Origin of the sequence: Actinokineospora sp. UTMC 2448 (assembly GCF_024760565.1) — a bacterium.
GTDB classification, from domain to species: domain Bacteria; phylum Actinomycetota; class Actinomycetes; order Mycobacteriales; family Pseudonocardiaceae; genus Actinokineospora; species Actinokineospora fastidiosa.
The window spans coordinates 5,132,057-5,150,928 of record NZ_CP031087.1; the positions used below are offsets into that span (position 1 = coordinate 5,132,057).

General features: G+C 72.7%; 19 protein-coding genes. 5 read left to right on the forward strand and 14 right to left on the reverse strand.

The annotated features are described in order from the left end of the window. Positions 1 to 7 precede the first annotated feature (7 nt). From nadC to nadA, 3 genes are read right to left on the reverse strand one after another with little or no spacing between them, the layout of a single operon-like run. Positions 8 to 847, reverse strand: a complete 840-nt coding sequence (gene nadC / locus Actkin_RS23315; RefSeq protein WP_258904264.1) for a carboxylating nicotinate-nucleotide diphosphorylase — start codon at positions 845 to 847, stop codon at positions 8 to 10. After that, entirely contained in the window at positions 844 to 2,451 is a 1,608-nt protein-coding gene (locus Actkin_RS23320) for an L-aspartate oxidase (protein WP_258904265.1), read from the reverse strand. Before Actkin_RS23320 ends, nadC begins: the two co-directional genes overlap by 4 nt. Next, positions 2,448 to 3,554 (reverse strand): quinolinate synthase NadA, encoded by a 1,107-nt coding sequence (gene nadA, locus Actkin_RS23325; RefSeq protein ID WP_308425896.1) that lies wholly within the window; start codon positions 3,552 to 3,554, stop codon positions 2,448 to 2,450. Before nadA ends, Actkin_RS23320 begins: the two co-directional genes overlap by 4 nt. Here nadA and Actkin_RS23330 point away from each other — a divergent pair. Further along, the gene (locus Actkin_RS23330) at positions 3,516 to 4,223 is read left to right on the forward strand and encodes an NUDIX hydrolase (RefSeq protein WP_189211546.1); all 708 of its coding nucleotides are present in this window, start codon (positions 3,516 to 3,518) and stop codon (positions 4,221 to 4,223) included. The two genes, nadA and Actkin_RS23330, sit on opposite strands and share 39 nt — an antisense overlap. A 42-nt stretch (positions 4,224 to 4,265) precedes the next feature. Continuing rightward, a complete protein-coding gene (locus Actkin_RS23335; protein WP_189211547.1) occupies positions 4,266 to 4,946 on the forward strand; it encodes an LON peptidase substrate-binding domain-containing protein in 681 nt (226 codons plus the stop codon). 258 nt (positions 4,947 to 5,204) lie between these two features. Here Actkin_RS23335 and Actkin_RS23340 read toward each other — a convergent pair whose 3' ends face one another. The 4 genes from Actkin_RS23340 to bioD all read right to left on the reverse strand — a co-directional run bounded on the left by Actkin_RS23340 (position 5,205) and on the right by bioD (position 7,866). Then, positions 5,205 to 5,792, reverse strand: coding sequence for a DUF2567 domain-containing protein (locus tag Actkin_RS23340; RefSeq protein ID WP_229786994.1), 588 nt, complete (start codon positions 5,790 to 5,792; stop codon positions 5,205 to 5,207). A 50-nt stretch (positions 5,793 to 5,842) separates the two neighbouring features. Next, positions 5,843 to 6,046 (reverse strand): biotin synthase auxiliary protein BsaP, encoded by a 204-nt coding sequence (locus Actkin_RS23345; protein ID WP_189211548.1) that lies wholly within the window; start codon positions 6,044 to 6,046, stop codon positions 5,843 to 5,845. Between the two features lie 2 nt (positions 6,047 to 6,048). Next, positions 6,049 to 7,071 carry a biotin synthase BioB gene (gene bioB / locus Actkin_RS23350; RefSeq protein WP_258904267.1) on the reverse strand — a complete coding sequence of 341 codons (1,023 nt, stop codon included), beginning with the start codon at positions 7,069 to 7,071 and terminating at the stop codon, positions 6,049 to 6,051. A 78-nt stretch (positions 7,072 to 7,149) separates the two neighbouring features. After that, positions 7,150 to 7,866, reverse strand: a complete 717-nt coding sequence (gene bioD / locus Actkin_RS23355; RefSeq protein WP_189211550.1) for a dethiobiotin synthase — start codon at positions 7,864 to 7,866, stop codon at positions 7,150 to 7,152. A 70-nt stretch (positions 7,867 to 7,936) separates the two neighbouring features. Between bioD and Actkin_RS23360 the strand changes: the two genes are divergently transcribed. After that, on the forward strand, positions 7,937 to 8,173 hold the full coding sequence (locus tag Actkin_RS23360) for a glutaredoxin family protein (RefSeq protein WP_189211551.1): 237 nt from the start codon (positions 7,937 to 7,939) through the stop codon (positions 8,171 to 8,173). On the opposite strand, the gene Actkin_RS23365 is transcribed toward Actkin_RS23360, so the two are convergent. The 5 genes from Actkin_RS23365 to dnaE form a co-directional block, all read right to left on the reverse strand. Further along, the gene (locus Actkin_RS23365; RefSeq protein ID WP_258904270.1) at positions 8,170 to 9,435 is read right to left on the reverse strand and encodes an adenosylmethionine--8-amino-7-oxononanoate transaminase; all 1,266 of its coding nucleotides are present in this window, start codon (positions 9,433 to 9,435) and stop codon (positions 8,170 to 8,172) included. The two genes, Actkin_RS23360 and Actkin_RS23365, sit on opposite strands and share 4 nt — an antisense overlap. Before the next feature lie 11 nt (positions 9,436 to 9,446). After that, entirely contained in the window at positions 9,447 to 10,028 is a 582-nt protein-coding gene (locus Actkin_RS23370; RefSeq protein WP_258904271.1) for a hypothetical protein, read from the reverse strand. Between the two features lie 196 nt (positions 10,029 to 10,224). Then, on the reverse strand, positions 10,225 to 10,431 hold the full coding sequence (locus tag Actkin_RS23375; protein ID WP_258904272.1) for a hypothetical protein: 207 nt from the start codon (positions 10,429 to 10,431) through the stop codon (positions 10,225 to 10,227). 597 nt (positions 10,432 to 11,028) lie between these two features. Beyond that, a complete protein-coding gene (locus Actkin_RS23380; RefSeq protein WP_258904273.1) occupies positions 11,029 to 12,237 on the reverse strand; it encodes a cytochrome P450 family protein in 1,209 nt (402 codons plus the stop codon). A gap of 58 nt (positions 12,238 to 12,295) precedes the next feature. After that, positions 12,296 to 15,829 (reverse strand): DNA polymerase III subunit alpha, encoded by a 3,534-nt coding sequence (gene dnaE, locus Actkin_RS23385; RefSeq protein WP_258904274.1) that lies wholly within the window; start codon positions 15,827 to 15,829, stop codon positions 12,296 to 12,298. 61 nt (positions 15,830 to 15,890) lie between these two features. On the opposite strand from dnaE, the gene Actkin_RS23390 reads away from it, so the two are divergent. Both Actkin_RS23390 and Actkin_RS23395 read left to right on the forward strand, forming a co-directional pair. Further along, positions 15,891 to 16,520, forward strand: coding sequence for a nucleoside/nucleotide kinase family protein (locus Actkin_RS23390; protein ID WP_258904275.1), 630 nt, complete (start codon positions 15,891 to 15,893; stop codon positions 16,518 to 16,520). Between the two features lie 122 nt (positions 16,521 to 16,642). Beyond that, positions 16,643 to 17,677 (forward strand): AsnC family protein, encoded by a 1,035-nt coding sequence (locus Actkin_RS23395; protein WP_258907977.1) that lies wholly within the window; start codon positions 16,643 to 16,645, stop codon positions 17,675 to 17,677. Here Actkin_RS23395 and Actkin_RS23400 read toward each other — a convergent pair. Together Actkin_RS23400 and Actkin_RS23405 are read right to left on the reverse strand one after the other, a co-directional pair. After that, complete coding sequence (locus Actkin_RS23400) at positions 17,674 to 17,892, reverse strand: hypothetical protein (protein ID WP_258904276.1); 219 nt, start codon at positions 17,890 to 17,892, stop codon at positions 17,674 to 17,676. The two genes, Actkin_RS23395 and Actkin_RS23400, sit on opposite strands and share 4 nt — an antisense overlap. A 73-nt stretch (positions 17,893 to 17,965) precedes the next feature. Further along, positions 17,966 to 18,850 (reverse strand): RluA family pseudouridine synthase, encoded by an 885-nt coding sequence (locus Actkin_RS23405; protein ID WP_258907978.1) that lies wholly within the window; start codon positions 18,848 to 18,850, stop codon positions 17,966 to 17,968. Positions 18,851 to 18,872: the final 22 nt, after the last annotated feature.

The following is an 18,872-nucleotide window of genomic DNA, read 5'->3' on the forward strand; positions in this document are numbered from 1 at the left end:
CAACAACTCACTGGAGGTCAAGGCCGAGGTCCAACGCCGGGGACGAGTGCGTGAGCGCGCCGACGGACAGGTAGTCGACGCCGGTCTCGGCGTAGGACCTGGCCACGTCGAGGGTCAGGCCGCCGGAGGCTTCCAGGCGGGTGCCCGTGCCGCGCGCCCTGCGGACCGCCTCGGCGCACTGCGCCGGGGTGAAGTTGTCCAGCAGGACCAACTCCGCGCGCTCGGCCAGGGCCTCGTCCAACTGGTCGAGGCTGTCGACCTCCACCTCGCACAGCAGGTCGGGGGCGTGGGCCCGGGCCGCCGCCAGGGCCTTGGCGACCGAGCCCGCCGCGACGACGTGGTTGTCCTTGATCAGGACCGCGTCGCCCAGGCCGAGGCGGTGGTTGACGCCGCCGCCGCATCGGACGGCGTACTTCTCCAGCAGGCGCAGGCCGGGCAGCGTCTTGCGGGAGTCGCGGACCGCCGCGCCGGTGCCCGCCAGGGCCGCCACCCAGGCCGCGGTGGCCGTGGCGATGCCGGACAGGTGGCAGACCAGGTTCAGCGCCGTCCGCTCGGCGGTCAGCAGGGCCCGCGTGCTACCGCGGACGACCAGGGCGGGCTGGCCGGGCACGGCAGGCGTGCCGTCCTCCTCAGAGGACAGGACGGTCAGGTCGGGCACCACGCGCTCGAACACCGCGATGGCGACCGGGACACCCGCCAGCACGCCCGGCTTGCGGGGCGTCATCTCGGCCACGGCGACCGCGTCGGCGGGGACGGTGGCCTCCGTGGTGGCGTCGGGCCCGTAGCGCAGGTCCTCCTCCAGAGCCGTGGCGATGACGCGCTCCATGTCGGCGCGGTCGAGGGTCATGCGGCACCTCGCAGGGACAGCGGCCACGCCAGGACCGGCTGGCCGGACGGGGTGGTGCGGATGAACAGCCGCCGGGCGAACTCATCGCGCGCCGGGAAGTCGGTGCGGACGTGGCAGCCGCGGGACTCGGTGCGCGCCGACGCCGAGGCGATGAGCGCGCGGGCCACCAGCGTCAGCGCCGCGTCCTCGACGAGCTCCCTCGTGGTCAGCTCGCGGTCTACAGAGGACACATCGAGCACCGAGCCGACGACGGCGAGGCCCTCGGCGTCGCGGCCGATCCCGGCGTAGCGGCTCATGACCCGCTGCAGGGAGTCCCGGGTGGCGACCGGGGCGACCGGAAGCGCGGCGTCCGTCGCGGGCCGGGCGAGCAGGCCTGCGGCGAGGTCGGCGGCGACCGCCTCGGCCGCCCGCCTGCCGACGACCAGCCCCTCCAGCAGGCTGTTGGACGCCAAGCGGTTCGCCCCGTGCAGGCCGGTGCTGGCCACCTCGCCCGCGGCGTAGAGCCCGACCACCGGGGTGCGTCCGTCCACAGTGGCCACGACACCGCCGCAGGCGAAGTGCGCGGCGGGCGCGACCGGGATCGGCGACACCGCCGGGTCGATCCCCTCGGCGACGCACGCGGCGTGCACCGTCGGGAACCGCGCCGGGAAGGAGTCGATACCGGTCGCGTCGAGGAACACATGGTCGTCCACACCCCCCGGAGCGGACGCCGTGTGCCGGGTGATCGCTGCGGCGACGACGTCGCGCGGCGCGAGGTCGGCCAGCGGGTGCACGCCTGCCATGACCCGGTTCCCCAGCGCGTCGACCAGCACCGCGCCCTCGCCGCGCACGGCCTCCGTCACCAGCGGGCAGCGCCCCCGCGCGCCCGCTCCGGTGTAGAGCACCGTCGGGTGGAACTGCACGAACTCGATGTCGGCCACCGGCGCCCCCGCCCGCAGCGCGAGCGCGACGCCGTCCCCCGTGGCGACCTCCGGGTTCGACGTCGCCTGGTACAGCTGCCCCAGTCCCCCCGACGCCAGCAGCACCGCCTGCGCCCCCAGCACGCCCGGCACGCCGGAGCCGTCCAGCACCAGCAGCCCGGCCACCGCCCCCGACGCCGTCCGCACGGCGTCGACGGCGACATGTCCCTCCAGCACGGGAACGCGCCCGTCCCGCGTCGCCGCGAGCAGCGCGCGCTCGACCTCCGCGCCCGTGGCATCGCCGCCCGCGTGCACGACGCGGAACGCGCTGTGCCCGCCCTCGCGGGTGCGTGCCAGCCGCCCGTCCGGGCCGCTGTCGAACACCGCCCCCAGGTCCATCAGCCGCGACACCGCGTCCGGGCCGTCGGCCACGATCGCGCGCACGGCGTCCTCGTCGCACAGGCCCGCGCCCGCGGTGAGCGTGTCGGCGATGTGCCGCTCCACCGAGTCGCCCGGGTCGTGCTCGCCCGGCAGGACGACGGCAACGCCGCCCTGGGCGTACCGCGTGTTGCCGTCCTCGGCCTCGGCCTTGGTGACGACCAGGACCCGCAGGCCCAGCTCCCGCGCGCGCAGCGCCGCCGTCAGCCCGGCGACGCCGGTGCCGACCACGACGAGGTCGGCGCGGGCGGCCCAGCGGGCGGTCACTCGCCGCCGCCGGGGGTGCCGATCTCGATCATCCGCTGCACCGCGCCCCTGGCCTTGCGCGCGGTCTCGGGGTCGACGTGCACCTCGTCGGCGTTCTCCCGCAGCGCGCGCAGCACGGCGGCCGGGGTGATCATCTTCATGTACCGGCAGGACGCGCGGTCGTTGACCGCCTGGAAGTCCACGCCCGGGGCGGCCTTGCGCAGCTGGTGCAGCATGCCGACCTCGGTGGCCACGAGCACGGTCTTGGCCTTGCTCGCCTTGGCCTGGCCCACCATGTCCCCGGTGGACAGGATCTTGACCTGCTCGCTGGGCACGATGCCCTCGCCTGCCAGGTACAGCGCGGAGGTCGCGCAGCCGCACTCGGGGTGGATGTAGAGGTCGGCGTCGGGGTTGGCGGCGGCGCGCTCGGCCAGCTCGGGGCCGTTGATGCCCGCGTGCACGTGGCACTCCCCCGCCCAGATGTGCAGGTTCTCCCGGCCGGTGACCCGCTTGACGTGCGCGCCGAGGAACTGGTCGGGCAGGAACAGCACCTCGCGGTCGGCGGGGATCGACGCGACGACGTCCACCGCGTTCGACGACGTGCAGCAGATGTCGGTCTCGGCCTTCACCTCGGCGGTCGTGTTCACGTAGGACACGACGACCGCGCCGGGGTGCTCGGCCTTCCAGGCGCGCAGCTCGTCGGCGGTGATGGAGTCGGCGAGGGAGCAGCCCGCGCGCGCGTCCGGGATCAGGACGGTCTTGTCCGGGCTGAGGATCTTCGCGGTCTCGGCCATGAAGTGCACGCCGCAGAAGACGATCGTCGACGCCGACGAGTTCGCGGCGATGCGCGAGAGGGCCAGCGAGTCGCCGGTGTGGTCGGCGATGTCCTGGATCTCCGGCAGCTGGTAGTTGTGCGCGAGCAGCACCGCGTCGCGCTCGTCGGCGAGCCTGCGCACCTCGTCGCGCCAGGCGGCGTCCGCCACGACCCCGCCGTAGGGGGTCAGGTCGAGCAGTTCGGCGGTCATCGCGTCCTCCATCCGTTCGGCCGTTTCCGTTCCCGAGGTTTTCGCCTTAGGATCGAAAACATGGCTGATGCTATCACCCCACACAGCGCGCTGGCCCACGAAGTCCTAGCCGCTGTGCTCCAGGTGAGAGAGGGATCACTGCGGGTGCTGCTCTGGGAACGCGCACGGGAGCCGCACGCGCACCGCTGGTCACTGCCGGGCGGGCGGCTCGGCGCGGACGAGGACGTGGAGTCGTCGATCCTGCGCCAGCTCGCCGAGAAGGTCGACGTGCGCCAGGTGAGCCACGTCGAGCAGCTCGCGGTCTTCAGCGCGCCGGACCGGGTGCCCGGCCCCCGGGTGCTGGCGACGGCGTTCCTCTGCCTCGTCCCCTCGCACCTCGACCCGGAACTGCCGCCGGACACCGCGTGGCACGCGATCGACGCGCTGCCCAGGACCGCGTTCGACCACGGCGCGATCGTGCTGCGGGCACGCAACCGGCTGCGCGCGAAGATGTCGTACACCAACATCGGCTTCGCGCTCGCGCCCCCGGAGTTCACGATCTCGGCGCTGCGCGAGTTGTACTCGGCTGCTCTCGGCTATCGGGTTTCCGCCACTAACTTGCAACGCGTGCTCGCCCGCCGTGGCTTGCTGGAGCCGACCGGTCACACGACGAAACCGGGCCGCAGCGGCGGCCGACCCGCGGCGCAGTTCCGGTTCGCCGAGACAGCGATGGTGGTCACCGACCCGTTCGCCGTGCTGCGCCCGCCGTCGACCGGCAGAACCGGCTGAATACGGACGGCGGAGCGGTCCGCTTCGTCGTAGCGTGGTCGCGTGCCCGAGTCGCTACCGCTGTTCCCCCTGCAGGCGGTCCTGCTGCCGGGAGCGAGCCTGCCGCTGCACATCTTCGAGCCGCGCTACCGGCAGCTGACCGTCGACCTGGTCACCGGCGCGGTCCCCGGCCGCGAGTTCGGCGTGGTGGCGATGCGCCCGGCCAACGACCACGAGGTCACCGACGTGTCCCAGCTGCGCGAGATCGGCTGCACGGCGGCCCTGCGCCAGGCCAAGCGCCTCCCCGACGGCCGCTACGACATCATCACCACAGGCGGGCGCCGGTTCCGGCTGCTCGACCTGGACGCCAAGAGCGCGCCCTACCTGGTCGGGACGGTCGAGTGGCTGCCGGACTCGGCGCTGCCCGACAGCGCTCCCGGCTCGGTGGCCGCCCTCGCCGACGCCGCCCGAGCCGCCCACCGCCGCTACTGCGAGGCCGCCTGGCAGGACGACGACTGGTCCGAACCCGACCCCGACCTCGACGTCTGCGCACTGGCCCACGTGATCGCCGCGGACTGCCTGCTCACCCTGGAGGACCGCCAACACCTTCTGGAGGAAACCCGCCCCGTCCACCGCCTACGCCAGGTGGTGCGCCTCCTCAACCGCGAAACCGGCCTCCTCACCCGCCTGCGCGCCGTGCCCGCCCCGCCGTCGGAGTTCACCACCCCGATCAGCCTGAACTAGCGCGATCCCTCGATCGACGCGCCTACCTGCGGGGGCGGAACGAGCCGAGACGGCGGCCGGGACCGGGGCAGCTGGACCGCCCGACCCCCGCAAACACCGCGAAGCCAGCCGAGGCGGCTATCGGGATCAGGTTGCCCGCCAGCTGAACCAACAACAGCCACCCGACCGTCGCTAGCCGAGGCGGCAGCAGAGATAGCCGAGACTGCGGATGCCCACCAGCTGACCAGCCCCCGCCCGACCTCCGCAACCACCGGAGAGCTAGCCCAAGCGGCGGCCGAGGTCCGGGTGGCCGTTCCAGGCGGCGGCCAGGCTGTAGGCGAGGGCGGTGCCCAGGGGCCAGGCCACGATCACCCAGGGCGACTCCAGCCGGGGGGCCAGCGCGATCACGTCGCCGACCTGGGGGGCCGAGGTGATCGCGAAGCGGGACTGGGCCCAGGCCAGGCCGACCTGGGTGGCCAGCCAGGCCGCCAGCGCGGAGCCGCCGGTGGCCGCCAGGAGGACCACCGGGCCGCGGCGCTCGCGCAGCAGCCAGACCGCGGACCCGGTCACCAGGCCTGCGGCCAGGGTGAGCAGCAGGAACAGCACCAGGTCCTCGAACCGGTGGTAGCTCTCGGCCCGCAGCGGCACGTACTTGCCGCCGTCGACCACCGCGGAGAGCTGCTCGGGGGCCAGCCGCGACCACAGCCAGCCGATCGCCATGCCGAACAGCGCCACCGTCGACAGCACGGAGACCGCCGGGAGCAGATCGCGCTTCACCACGACGCGGGGGCGTTGCGGGGCAGGCCAGGGCAGGTAGGCCGGGGCGATCTCCGCCCGGGCGTGGCCCACATCCCGCTGCTGCGTCACGAAACCTCCGCACCCGTGGAAAGAGAAGTCAACGGTGCGAAGCGTAGTGCCTACGCCGTGGGATGCAGGTCAGCCCCGCTGGACAGCTCGCCGTGCCTGCTGCACCGGGCCGTCCACCCCACGGGCGTCACCTGGACGACCATGCGGCGGGCGCACTCGGCGCAGAAGCGGGGCGGCTCCAGGGCGGTGCGGGGGCTGTCGCAGCCGGTGTGCCCGCCCTCGGCCACCGGATTCCCGCAGTGCACGCAGAACACGGCTACAGGCTCTCGCTCAGCGCCTTGATCGGCATCTTCAGGTCGCTCAGCATGTCGAGGTCGCGCTGCGCGGGCCTGCCGAGGTTGGTCAGGTAGTTGCCCACGATGATCGCGTTGACGCCGCCCAGCATGCCCTGCTCCGCGCCGAGGTCGCCCAGGGTCAGCTCCCGGCCGCCCGCGAAGCGCAGCATCGTGCGGGGCAGTGCCAGCCGGAACGCGGCGACCACGCGCAGGGCGTCGCGGCCCTCGATCGGCTCGTAGTCGGCGTACGGGGTGCCCGGCTGCGGGATGAGGAAGTTCATCGGGACCTCGTCCGGCTCCAGCTCGGCGAGCTGGACGGCGAACTCGGCGCGCTGCTCGTCGGTCTCGCCCATGCCGATGATGCCGCCGGAGCAGACCTCCATGCCCGCGTCGCGCACCATGCGCAGGGTGTCCCAGCGCTCCTCCCAGGTGTGCGTGGTGACGACCTGGGGGAAGTGCGAGCGGGCGGTCTCCAGGTTGTGGTTGTAGCGGTGTACGCCCATCGCGACCAGCTCGTCGACCTGCTCCTGGGTGAGCATGCCCAGCGAGCAGGCGATCTGGATGTCGTTGCCGGACTCGCGGATGGCCTTGATGCCCTCGCGGACCTGGGACAGCAGGCGGGCGTCGGGCCCGCGCACCGCGGCGACGATGCAGAACTCGGTCGCGCCCGTGGCGCGGGTCTGCTCGGCGGCCTTGACCAGGCCGGGGATGTCCAGCCACGCCGAGCGCACCGGGGTGGGGAAGCGGCCGGACTGCGAGCAGAAGTGGCAGTCCTCGGGGCAGCCGCCGGTCTTGAGCGAGACGATCCCCTCGACCTCGACCTCCGGGCCGCACCACTTCATGCGGACCTCGTGGGCCAGGCCCAGCAGCTCCTCCATGCGCTCGTCCGGCAGGCGCAGCACCTGGAGCACCTGGGCCTCGTCCAGCCCGACCCCGCGCTCCAGCACCTGCTCGCGGGCCACGGCGAGCACGTCGGTGGTCGTGCGCTCGGCGGCTGCCGTCACGGTGGTCCTCCTTGATCCGGCTACGGCGTTCGACGGGTCAGTCTGCCGCATTCCGCTGACACCGACGCGCGATGTTTCTCACGCCGGATAGCGGCCCGCGAACTCCTTCGGGTCGAACTCCCCGCCCAGCGCAGGCGCCAGCGCGCGGCGCGCGACCAGGGCGAACTCGGCGGCGGGCAGCTCCCCCGCGCCCTCGGGCACGGCCCCGGCCAGCGGCGCGTTCGCCACGGACGGCAGGTCGTCGAGGTTGCAGCGGGAGGCCAGGTCCGGGTCGGCGGGCCAGGACCCGATGACCACGCCCGCGCAGGCGACGCCGCGCGTGCGCAGCGCCTCGCCGGTCAGCGCGGCGGCGTTGAGCGTGCCGAGGCCCGCGCTCGCGACGACCAGCACGGGGGCGCCCAGCGACCAGGCGACGTCGGCCAGCGTGCCGCCGTCGGGGTCCAGGCGCACCAGCAGCCCGCCCGCGCCCTCGACGAGCACGAGGTCGTGGGTGGCGGTCAGCTCGCCGACGGCGGAGGCCACCTCGGAGGGCCGCACCGGCGGCATCCCGACGCGGCGCGCGGCGGTGTCCGGGGCCAGCGGGTCGGGGAAGCGGCGCAGCTCGACGCCGGTGATCTCACCCGCGAGCGCGCGGACCACGTCCACGTCGCCCGGCTCGTCCGTGGACACCCCGGTCTGGGCGGGTTTGAGCACCGCGACCCGCCTGCCAGCCGCCACCGCGATGGCGGCGACGGCCGCGGTCACGACGGTCTTGCCGACACCGGTCCCGGTCCCGCTGATCACCAGCACACTCACGTCAGGACAGGCTAGACCTGGCAATTGGTATGGACCTAAACAGGGCGGCGCGACGGCTAGGGTCTCGTCCGTGGAGAACGTGATCGTCTACGGCGCGGACTGGTGCGGCGACTGCCGCCGGGCCAAGGCCTGGCTGCGCCGCGCCGGTGTCGGGTTCACCGAGATCGACGTGGAGCACGACGAGCGGGCCCGTGCCGAGGCCGTCGACCTCGCCGGTGGCCGCAAGAACATCCCCGTGGTGGTGCTGCCCGGCGGCGCGGTGCTGGTCGAGCCCACGAACACCGAGCTGGAGCGCGCGCTCGGCTAGGCGGCGGCCGCCGCGAGGACCCCGGCGGCGATCGCGGCCACGTCCTCGGTGGTGCTGACGAACGGCGGCATGGTGTAGATCAGGTCGCGGAACGGGCGCAGCCAGACGCCAGCGTCCACGGCGGCACTGGTCGCCGCGGCCATGTCGACCGGGCGGTCGAGCTGCACGACGCCGATCGCGCCCAGCACCCGGACGTCGCGGACGCCGGGCAGGTCGCGGGCGGGCTTGAGGCCCGCGGTCAGCTCGGCCTCGATGCGCTTGACCGTGCCCTGCCAGTCGCCCGCGAGCAGCAGGTCGATGGACGCCGACGCGACCGCCGTCGCCAGCGGGTTGCCCATGAACGTGGGGCCGTGGGCGAGCACGGGCAGCTCGCCCCGGGAGATGCCGTCGGCGATCCTCGGCGTGCACAGGGTGGCGGCGAGGCTGAGGTAACCGCCGGTCAGCGACTTGCCCAGGCACATCACGTCCGGGCTGACGCCCGCGTGGTCGGCGGCGAACAGCGCGCCGGTGCGGCCGAAGCCGGTGGCGATCTCGTCGAAGACCAGCAGGACGTCGTGGGCGAGGGTGAGTTCGCGCAGGACGTGCAGGTAGCGGGGGTCGTGGAAGCGCATGCCGCCCGCGCCCTGCACGACCGGCTCGACGATCACGGCCGCGAGCTCGTCGGCGTGCTCCTCGATGACGGCGGCGAGGTGGGCGACGTAGTCGTGGTCGAACTCGGCTGGCGGGGCGTCGGCGAAGACCTGGACCGGCAGGACGCCGCGCCACAGCGAGTGCATGCCGCCGTCGGGGTCGCAGACGCTCATCGGCTGGAAGGTGTCGCCGTGGTAGCCGCCGCGCCAGGTCAGCAGCCGGGACTTGGCCGGTCGGTCGATCGAGCGCCAGTACTGCAGGCACATCTTGACCGCGACCTCGACCGAGACCGAGCCGGAGTCGCAGAGGAAGACGTGCTGCAGCGGGTCGGGGGTGATCTCGACGAGCTTGGTGGCCAGCCGGACGGCGGGCTCGTGGGTGAGGCCGCCGAACATGACGTGGCTCATCCGGCCGAGCTGGTCGGTGACCGCGGCGTCGAGCACGGGGTTGCGGTAGCCGTGGATGGCCGCCCACCAGGAGGACATGCCGTCGACCAGCTCGCGGCCGTCGGCCAGCGTCAGCCGCACGCCGCTCGCCTCGCGGACGATCAGCGGGTCCTGCGTGCCCGGCATGGGCGAGTACGGGTGCCAGACGTGCGCGCGGTCGGCGGCCAGCAGCTCATCGGGGCTCACGGGCGCCGAGGCTAGTCGACCCCGGCCAGCGCCTTGCGCCTGGCGACCAGCCGGGCGATCTCGCGCCCGTGGTCGGTCGGCACTATCCACTCCCCCGGCGGCACGGTGATCCGCACGGCGGGCCCCGGGGTGACGGTCACCCGGACCTCCCCGACCCCCGGCACGGGCAGCGTGGCCCGCCGGGCGACCATGACCTGCTCGACGCTGCCGACCCCGGACAGCGCCACCGCGGGCCGCACGGTCTTGAACCGCCCGCCCGCCAACGAGATCCGGTCGGTGCCTACGACCAGCTCCAGACCCCGCGCCCCACGCGCCTGCCACGGCACCTCGACGGGCGAGTCGGCCAGCTCGGGGGTGTACGGCTCCAGGACGACGGCACGGGCCTTGTCGGCGACCCACCACCCAGCGGCCCCGAGCACCACCGCGGCGACCGGGCACACGACCCACGGCAGCACCGGCACCCCCGCCGCGATCCCGGCGGCGGCCCCGAGCACAGCGGCCCGCAACGGCCAGCGCCGCGGCCGGAACCGGATCGCCCGGAACCACCCGACCCCGACGACGGCGATGAGCACGGGCACCGCCAGCAACGGCAACCACCCACCGAACCCAAGCACAGACGCGACGCCGAGCAGCGGTCCCAACAGGGTCACCAAAGCCAGGTGACCACGCACCCGCCGCAGCCGCGCCGCCACCACCCCGGAACCTTCGTCACGCCCCCGCACCAACCGAACGCTACCCGCCCACCCGAACGAACGCCGGGTGCCACACCGGATGTCAAGGCCCATTCGTCTATCCGAACACCCAGACCTCGTGCGCCGAGGGGCAATCCACGGCGATCACGGCCGCGGTGACGGAGAACGCCTGGAACTGACACGGCACCGCGATCGAGCGCACCTCGGCGAAGTTATCGGCATCGAGGACCCGCAGGGCGCCCGCGTCGCGGTCCACCAAGGACTGCACGAGCAGGCGGTCGCCGATGCCGATCGCGTGCGCCACGCGATGTCCGTCTCTGCGGGAGCGGTGCCGATCAGGGCGACGGACCGGGCGTCGAACACCTGGCCCGGCTCGCCGTCGCGCGTCACGAGCACCCGTTCCGGGAGGTCGCGGTGCGCGGGCAGAACCACGGCGCCCACCTTGTCCGAGGTCGAGGCTGCCAGGCCGAGCAGCAGGGGCCCGGCGCCGTGGCGGACCAGTCGGACCGTCCACCGCCCGCCGTGGGAGGTCAAGACGCCGCCCGACGACGCCACCGGCGGAACGACTACGTCCATTCGGCTGAATCACGGCGGCTTCGCCCGGGCAAGGGCTGGCACCGCCCGCTCCATGGGCGGCAGGCGTCCTGGCTCGCCGCAGCGACGAAACCCGGCGAGCTGACGACACGGCCATCGTGGCAGCAACCAGGAGCCCCGGTGTACTGGCGGCACCTGCCCCCGTTACGGCAACCACCAGAAACCCGGCGCGCAGACCGGCGGCCGTGGCAACCACCAGGAAAGCCGGTGTACTGGCGGCCGTCGTGGTTGCCCTTGTGCTGTCCTCAGCCGGGGCGCCTGTCCTTGCGCCGGGTCCGGCGGGTTCAACCCGCCGGACCCGGGGGAATCAGCGCAGGCGGACCGGGAGTTCCTCCAAGCCCCGCAGGATCGGGCTGGTGCGGTAGCGCAGGTCGCCCGGGTCCGCGGCCAGGGTCAGATTCGGGAAGCGGCGGAGGAGTTCGCCCAGGGCTACCTCGCCCTCCATGCGGGCCAAGGGGGCGCCGACGCAGTAGTGGATGCCGTGGCCGAAGGCGAGGTGGGCGCTGGGGGCGCGGCGGACGGACAGGGTTTCCGCGTCCGGGAAGCGGGCCGGGTCGCGGTTGGCGGCGCTGAGGGAGAGGAAGACGAACTCGCCCTCGGGGATCGTCACCTCGTCGAGGGTGAGTGGGGTGGTGGTGTAGCGGAGGGTGGCGATGTTGACCGGGCCGTCGTAGCGGAGGAACTCCTCGATGGCGCCGGGCAGCAGGGCGGGGTCGGCCTGGAGGGCGGCCAGCTCCGACGGGTGGCGCAGCAGGCCGAGGGTGCCGTTGCCGATCAGGTTGACCGTGGTCTCGTGGCCCGCCACCAGCAGCAGGAACGCCATCGACACCAGCTCGGGCTCGCTGAGGCGGTCGTTGTCCTCCGTGGCGTGGCACAGGGCGGTCAACAGGTCCTCGCCGGGGTTGGCGCGTTTGGTGGCGATCAGGTTGAGCAGGTACTGCAGCATCGCCTGGGCCGCGGCGCCCATCTCCTCCGGGCCTGCCGCCGACAGCAGGACCGACGACCACCTGCGGAAATCGTCGCGGTCGTCGTCCGGGACGCCCAGCACCTCGCAGATCACCGTCATCGGCAGCGGGAACGCGAACGCCGACAGCAGGTCGACCTCGTCGGGGCCGCTCTCCATCGCGTCGAGCAGTTCCCTGGTGATCTCCAGGATCCTCGGGCGCAAGCCCTCGACACCGCGGACGGTGAACGCGCGGTTCACCAGTTTGCGCAGGCGGGTGTGGTCGGGCGGGTCGGTGTTGAGCATGTGCGCGGCCAGCTCGGCGGCGAAGGCGTTGGCCGCGCCCTCCTCGGCGTGGCGCTCCACGAGCTCGCCCACGCCCGCGAAGTCCTTGCTCAGCGTCGGGTCCGCCAGCGCGGCGCGGACGTCGGCGTAGCGGGTGACCAGCCAGCCGCGCAGGCCGCCGGGCAGCACGACGCGGCGGACCGGGGCGGCCTCGCGCAGCTCCCGGTAGAGGCTGTGCGGGTCCTGCACGAAGACCTCGTCCAGGCGCACGACAACATCGTCGTCCAAAATGGACACCTGATTACCCCCTCAGGGTCGAATCCCGCCGACCCCAGGGTACCGAAGATCAGGTGAGGCAGCCCGGTCCCAGCAACGCCTTCAAATCGCCCATAAGGGATGGCGAGGGCGTCACGCGCAGCGCCTCGTCCAGCTTGAGCAGCGTCTGCCGGTGCCCGTTGACCAGCTTGAGGTGCACCACCGTCCGCCCGGGATGGGCGGTGAGGACGTCCTTCAGCTGCGTCACCATCTGCGGCGTGCACTTCGTCGCCGCCATGCTGAGCCGGAACGGTGCGTCGGAGACCGTCAGGTCGGGCACGGCCAGGTCGTTGGCGATCAGCGAGATGCGGTCCTCCCGCTTGGCCACCCTGGCCTTGACCAGCACGATCGCGTCCTCCAGCACGCTCATGCCGACCACGGCGTAGGTCTTGGGGAAGAACAGCACCTCGATGCCGCCGTTGAGGTCCTCGACCTGGGCCGACGCCCACGGCTCGCCGTTCTTGTTCACCCTGCGGTTGACCGAGGCCAGGATGCCGCCGACGGTGACCTGCGCGCCGTCGGCGATGCCGCCCTCCAGGATCGCCGCGATCGGCGTGTCGGACTGGGCGGCCAGGATGTGCTCGACGCCGTCGAGCGGGTGGCCGGAGACGTAGAGGCCCAGCATCTCCCGCTCCAGCGCGAGCTGGTGCTTGGACTCCCACACGTCGTCCGGCACGCGCACGTCGAAGACGCTGGTGACGTCCTCGTCGCCGTCGCCGCCCGCGCCGAAGAGGTCGAACTGGCCGACGGCCTCGGCCTTCTTGGTCTCCATCACCGCGTCGATGGCGTCGGTGTGCACCAGGAACAGGCCCTTGCGCGGGTGCTTGAGCGAGTCGAACGCGCCCGCCTTGATCAGCGACTCGACGACCTTCTTGTTGCAGGCCGACGCGTCCACCTTGCGCAGGAAGTCGGAGAAGTCGGTGAACTCGCCCTTCTCCGTGCGCGCGCGGATGATGGACTCGACGACGTTCGCGCCGACGTTGCGGATCGCGCCGAGGCCGAAGCGGATGTCGGCGCCGACCGGGGCGAAGTCGCGGGCGGACTCGTTGACGTCCGGCGGCAGCACGGTGATGCCCATCTTGCGGCATTCCGCCAGGTAGACGGCGGCCTTGTCCTTGTCGTCGCGGACGCTGGTGAGCAGCGCGGCCATGTACTCGGCGGGGTAGTTCGCCTTGAGGTAGGCCGTCCAGTAGGAGATGAGCCCGTAGGCGGCCGAGTGCGCCTTGTTGAACGCGTAGTCGGCGAACGGGACCAGGATGTCCCAGAGGGTCTTGATCGCGTCCTCTGGGTAGCCGTTCTCCTTCATCCCGTTGGCGAAGTTGACGTACTCCGCGTCCAGGACTTCCTTCTTCTTCTTGCCCATGGCGCGGCGGAGCAGATCCGCTTGTCCGAGCGTGTACCCGGCGAGCTTCTGGGCGATGGCCATGACCTGCTCCTGATACACGATCAGGCCGTAGGTCGTGCCGAGGATGTCCTCCAGCGGCTCGGCGAGCGCCGGGTGGATCGGGGAGATCTCCTGCTGGCCGTTCTTGCGCAGCGCGTAGTTCGTGTGCGACTTCGCGCCCATCGGGCCCGGCCGGTAGAGCGCGCCGACGGCGGAGATGTCCTCGAAGTTGTCGGGGCGCATGAGCCGCAGCAGGTCGCGCATGGGCCCGCCGTCGAGCTGGAACACCCCGAGCGTGTCGCCGCGGGACAGCAGCTCGTAGGTGGGCTTGTCGTTGAGGTCGAGCGTCTCCAGGTCCGGCACGGCCTTGCCGTTGCGCTCGATGTTGTGCAGCGCGTCGTCGATGACCGTGAGGTTGCGCAGGCCCAGGAAGTCCATCTTCAGCAGGCCGAGCGCTTCGCAGGTCGGGTAGTCGAACTGCGTGATGATCGCGCCGTCCTGCGGCCGCTTCCACAGCGGGATCGACTCCATCAGCGGCTCGGCCGAGAGGATGACCGCGCAGGCGTGCACGCCCGCGTTGCGGATCAGGCCCTCCAGCCCGCGCCCGGTGTCGATGATCTCCTTGACCTGCGGGTCGGAGTTGTAGAGCTCGCGGATCTCGGTGGCCTCGGCGTAGCGCTTGTGCTTCGGGTCGAAGAGGCTGTTGAGCGGGATGTCCTTGGCCATCACCGCGGGCGGGTACGCCTTGGAGATCCGGTCGGCGATGGCGTAGCCGGGCTGGCCGAACAGCACCCGCGCGGAGTCCTTGATCGCGGCCTTCGCCTTGATGGTGCCGAACGTGATGACCTGCGCGACCTTCTCCGCGCCCCACTTCTCGGTGGTGTAGCGGATGACGTCGCCGCGGCGGCGCTCGTCGAAGTCGATGTCGATGTCGGGGGGGCTGACGCGGTCGGGGTTGAGGAAGCGCTCGAAGATCAGCCCGTGGGCCAGCGGGTCGAGGTCGGTGATGCCCAGTGCGTAGGCGATGAGCGCGCCCGCCGCCGAGCCTCGGCCGGGGCCGACCCGGATGCCGTTGTTCTTGGCCCACTGGATGAGGTCGGCGACGACGAGGAAGTACGCCGGGAACCCCATCTGCAGGATGACGCCGATCTCGAACTCGACCTGCTTGGCGTGCTCGTCGTCGATGCCGTCCGGGAAGCGGCGGCGCATGCCCGCCCACACCTGCTCGCGGAAGAACTCGTCCTCGGTCTTGCCGTCCGGGATGGGGAAGCGCGGCATGAGGTTGCGGAACTCGAACATCCCCGCCGGGTCGACCTTCTCGGCGATCAGCAGGGTGTTGCGGCAGCCCTCCTGCCACGGCTCGGACGAGTCGACCGCGCGCATCTCGTCGGGCGACTTCAGGTAGTAGCCGTCTCCGTCGAAGCGGAAGCGCGTCGGGTCCTGCAGCGTGCTGGCGGTCTGCACGCACAGCAGCGCGTCGTGGGCGTCGCGGTCGCTGCGGTAGGTGTAGTGCGAGTCGTTGGTGACGACGAACGGGATGTCGAGCTTGCGGGCGATCTCGACCAGCCCGCCGCGGACCCGGCTCTCGATCTCGATGCCGTGGTCCATCAGCTCGACGTAGAAGTTGTCCTTGCCGTAGATGTCGCGCCACGCGGCCGCGGCCTCCAGCGCCTCGGCGTCGTGGCCGAGGCGCAGCCGGGTCTGCACCTCGCCGGACGGGCAGCCGGTGGTGGCCATCAGGCCCTCGGCGTGCTCGGCGATCAGCTCGCGGTCCATGCGCGGCCACTTGCCGAGCTGCCCCTCCAGCGACGCGCGGCTGGACAGCTTCATCAGGTTGGTCAGGCCCTTGGCGTCGCGCGCCCAGATCGTCTGGTGGGTGTAGGCGCCGGAGCCGGAGACGTCGTCGCCCTTCTGCGACGGGTCGCCCCAGCGGATCCGGTCCTTGTTGAAGCGCGACCCGGGCGCGAGGTAGGCCTCGATGCCGAGGATCGGCTTGATGCCCGCGGCGGTGGCCTGCTTGTAGAAGTCGTAGATGCCGTTGGTGTGGCCGTGGTCGGTGATCGCCACGGCGGACATCCCCAGCCGCTCGCACTCGGCGAACATGTCCTTGAGTTTGGCCGCTCCGTCGAGCATCGAATACTCGGTGTGAACATGCAGATGAGCGAAGGAGTCAGCGGCCACCCGGGCAGCCTAGACCAGGCCCCCGATCGGTCGGACGAGGCGCGCCGAGAAAGATGCGCACGTGCGATTTTCCCCTACCACACAGGAGAAACTGGCCGACGACGTCGCCGAGTCGATCATTGTGTCCGGTCGCGGAGGGTGGGCTCGGGCACTCGTCGACGGGGCTCCGCCGACCGCCCCCGGCGACCTCGCCGACGCCGTCGCCGACCGTCTGCGCGTGCTGGGCAGAGCAGTGCTCCGGGTCCGCGCCGCCGACTTCCTGCGCCCCGCGTCGCTGCGGTTCGAGCGGGGCAGGGAGGACCCCGACGCCCGCTACGAAGCGTGGCTGGACGAGGGCGCGCTGCGCCGCGAGGTGCTCGACCCGCTCGGGCCGGGCGGCAGCGGCCGGGTGCTGCCATCGCTCTGGGACGCCGCCGCGGACCGGGCGACGCGGGCGGCGTACGTCTCACTGCCCGAGGGCGGGGTGGTGGTCGTCGACGGCGAGCTGCTGCTGGGTCGGGGGCTGCCGCACGAGGTGTCGGTGCACCTGTCGATGACGCCCGCGGCGCTGGCCCGGCGCACGGACGAGGCGTGGGCGCTGCCCGCCTACGCCCGGTACGACGCCGAGGTCGACCCGCTGGCCGTCGCCGACATCGCCGCCCGGGTGGACGACCCGCGCAGGCCCGCCCGGCGGCTCAGCGCGATCGGTTGATCACCGACCGGGGTTGGAGACGCGTTGTGGCTCGGCTTCCGGCGCGGGGGGTGAGGCGACCCGGTAGCGTGCGCTGCGTGACGGATGCTGTTGACGCGCGCCTGCTCGGTGTGGTCGCCGAGATGGGCAGGGCGGCCGTGCACGAGGTGGCCGCGCGCATGGGCATGGACCCGCGCGAGGTCGCCTCCCGGCTGGTCGCGCTCTCGGCGTCCGGGCTCCCGCTGCTGGTCGGCGTCGAGTGCGACGTCAACGGGCTCCGGGCCGCGCTGGCGCGGATGGCCCCGCAGCAGCAGCAACAGCCCGGATACGGCTACCCGCCCGGCTACCAGCAGCCTTACGCGCAGTACGCGGCGCCCGGCCAGCCGCAGCACCACCCGGTCGCGCCGCCGAGCGGCGCCTACCCGGTCGGGCCGCCGAGCGGGCCACACCAGGTCGCGGGCAATCCTCACCAGGCTGGCCCCCACCAGCCGGGACCCCACCAGGCCGGACTCCACAGCGGACCCCATCAGGTCGCGCCCCCGAGCGGTCCGCACCAGGTCGCGCCCGCGCATCCGGCGGGGCAGTTCGCGGGGCCGCCGAGCCATCCGTTCCCGGCGCAGCAGCCGCCCCTCCCGCCGCCGGACCCGGGCGACCCGATCAACACCTGGGGTCCGCCGCAGACCTCGACCTGGGCGCGCGGCGACCAGCCGCCGAACAACAGCATGGACCGCACCCAGCCATCGCCGCGGCCCGGACGCCGGGACGGGCGGGCGGGCGAGACGCTGGAGACCGAGGGGCTGGAGGGCGAGCGGCTGTCGATCAAGCTGATCGAGGTCGTCGACCCGGCCGACTACCTGTTCACCGCCGCCGGTTACACCCTGCAGCCGGGCGAGCGCTCGGTCGTCGTGCACACCGAGCTGATCAACCGCGGCCCGGTGAAGTTCGCGGGTCTGCCCGACCTGTACCTGGTCCTCGTCGCCGCCGACGGCCAGGAGATCAGCAAGGCTCCGGTCTCGCTGTCCTCGCGTCCGGCCCACCGCATCGGCGTCGCGCCCGGGGAGACCGCGGGCGGGCACACCGTCTACGTGGTCCCCGAGGACACGGTCCTCACCTCGGTGCGCTGGACCCCGCGCCCCGACGAGGAGTCCCGCGCGCTGACCTGGAAGATCGAGGACTAGCGCCCGAAGAGCCTGCCGAAGAAGCCCGGCTTCCTCTCCTGCGCCTCGGGCTGCGCGGGGATGGGCCGGGTCGGCGGCTCACGGTCGTAGGCGGGCTCGTCGACCTCATCGCCCGGCGACGCCCCGATGACGGGCGGGGCGACGCCGTCGTTCAGGAAGCCGCGGCCGCCGGGGGCGAACGGGTCGTCGTCGGGGGAGCCGTTGGGCGCGTTCATTGCCGACCTCCGCGGAGACTGGTTCACCCGTCAACCTAGCCGACGCGGGACCGGATGGTCAGGACCCGCGCCCTCAGGATTCGGCGGCCAGGATGTCGAGCGCGGTGGCCAGGTCGGTCGGGTACTCGCTGGTGAACTCGACCCAGCGGCCGTCGTCGGGGTGGTGGAAGCCCAGGGTGCGGGCGTGCAGCCACTGCCGGGGCAGGTTGAGCCGCTTGGCCAGCACCGGGTCGGCGCCGTAGGTCAGGTCGCCGACGCACGGGTGGCGCAGCGCGGAGAAGTGCACCCGGATCTGGTGGGTTCGGCCGGTCTCCAGCTTCACGTCCAGCAGCGACGCCGCCCGGAACGCCTCGATCGTCTCGTAGTGGGTGACGCTGGGCTTGCCGCCCGCGACGACGGCCCACTTGTAGTCGTGGCGCGGGTGCCGGTCGATCGGGGCGTCGATGGTGCCCACGCTCGGGTCGGGGTGGCCCTGCACCAGCGCGTGGTAGCGCTTCTCGACCGTGCGCTCCTTGAACGCGCGCTTGAGCACGGTGTACGCGTGCTCGCTCTTGGCCACGACCATCACCCCGGTCGTGCCGACGTCCAGCCGGTGCACGACGCCCTGGCGCTCGGCCGCGCCCGAGGTCGACACCCGCACGCCCGCCGCGGCCAGGCCGCCGATCACGGTCGGCCCGGTCCAGCCGGGGCTGGGGTGGGCGGCCACGCCGACCGGCTTGTCCACCACGGCGATGTCGTCGTCCTCGTGCAGCAGGACGAGCCCGTCGACGGGGATGGCCTGCACCTCGACCGGGCGCTCCGGCTCGGGCAGGGTGACCTCCAGCCAGCTGCCCGCCACGAGCCGGTCGGACTTGCCCGCCGGGCGGCCGTCCACCAGCACGTCGCCCGCGTCGGTCAGCGTGGCGATGACCGTGCGGGAGAGGCCGAGCAGCTTGGCCAGTCCCGCGTCGACCCGCATGCCGTCCAGGCCGTCGGGGACC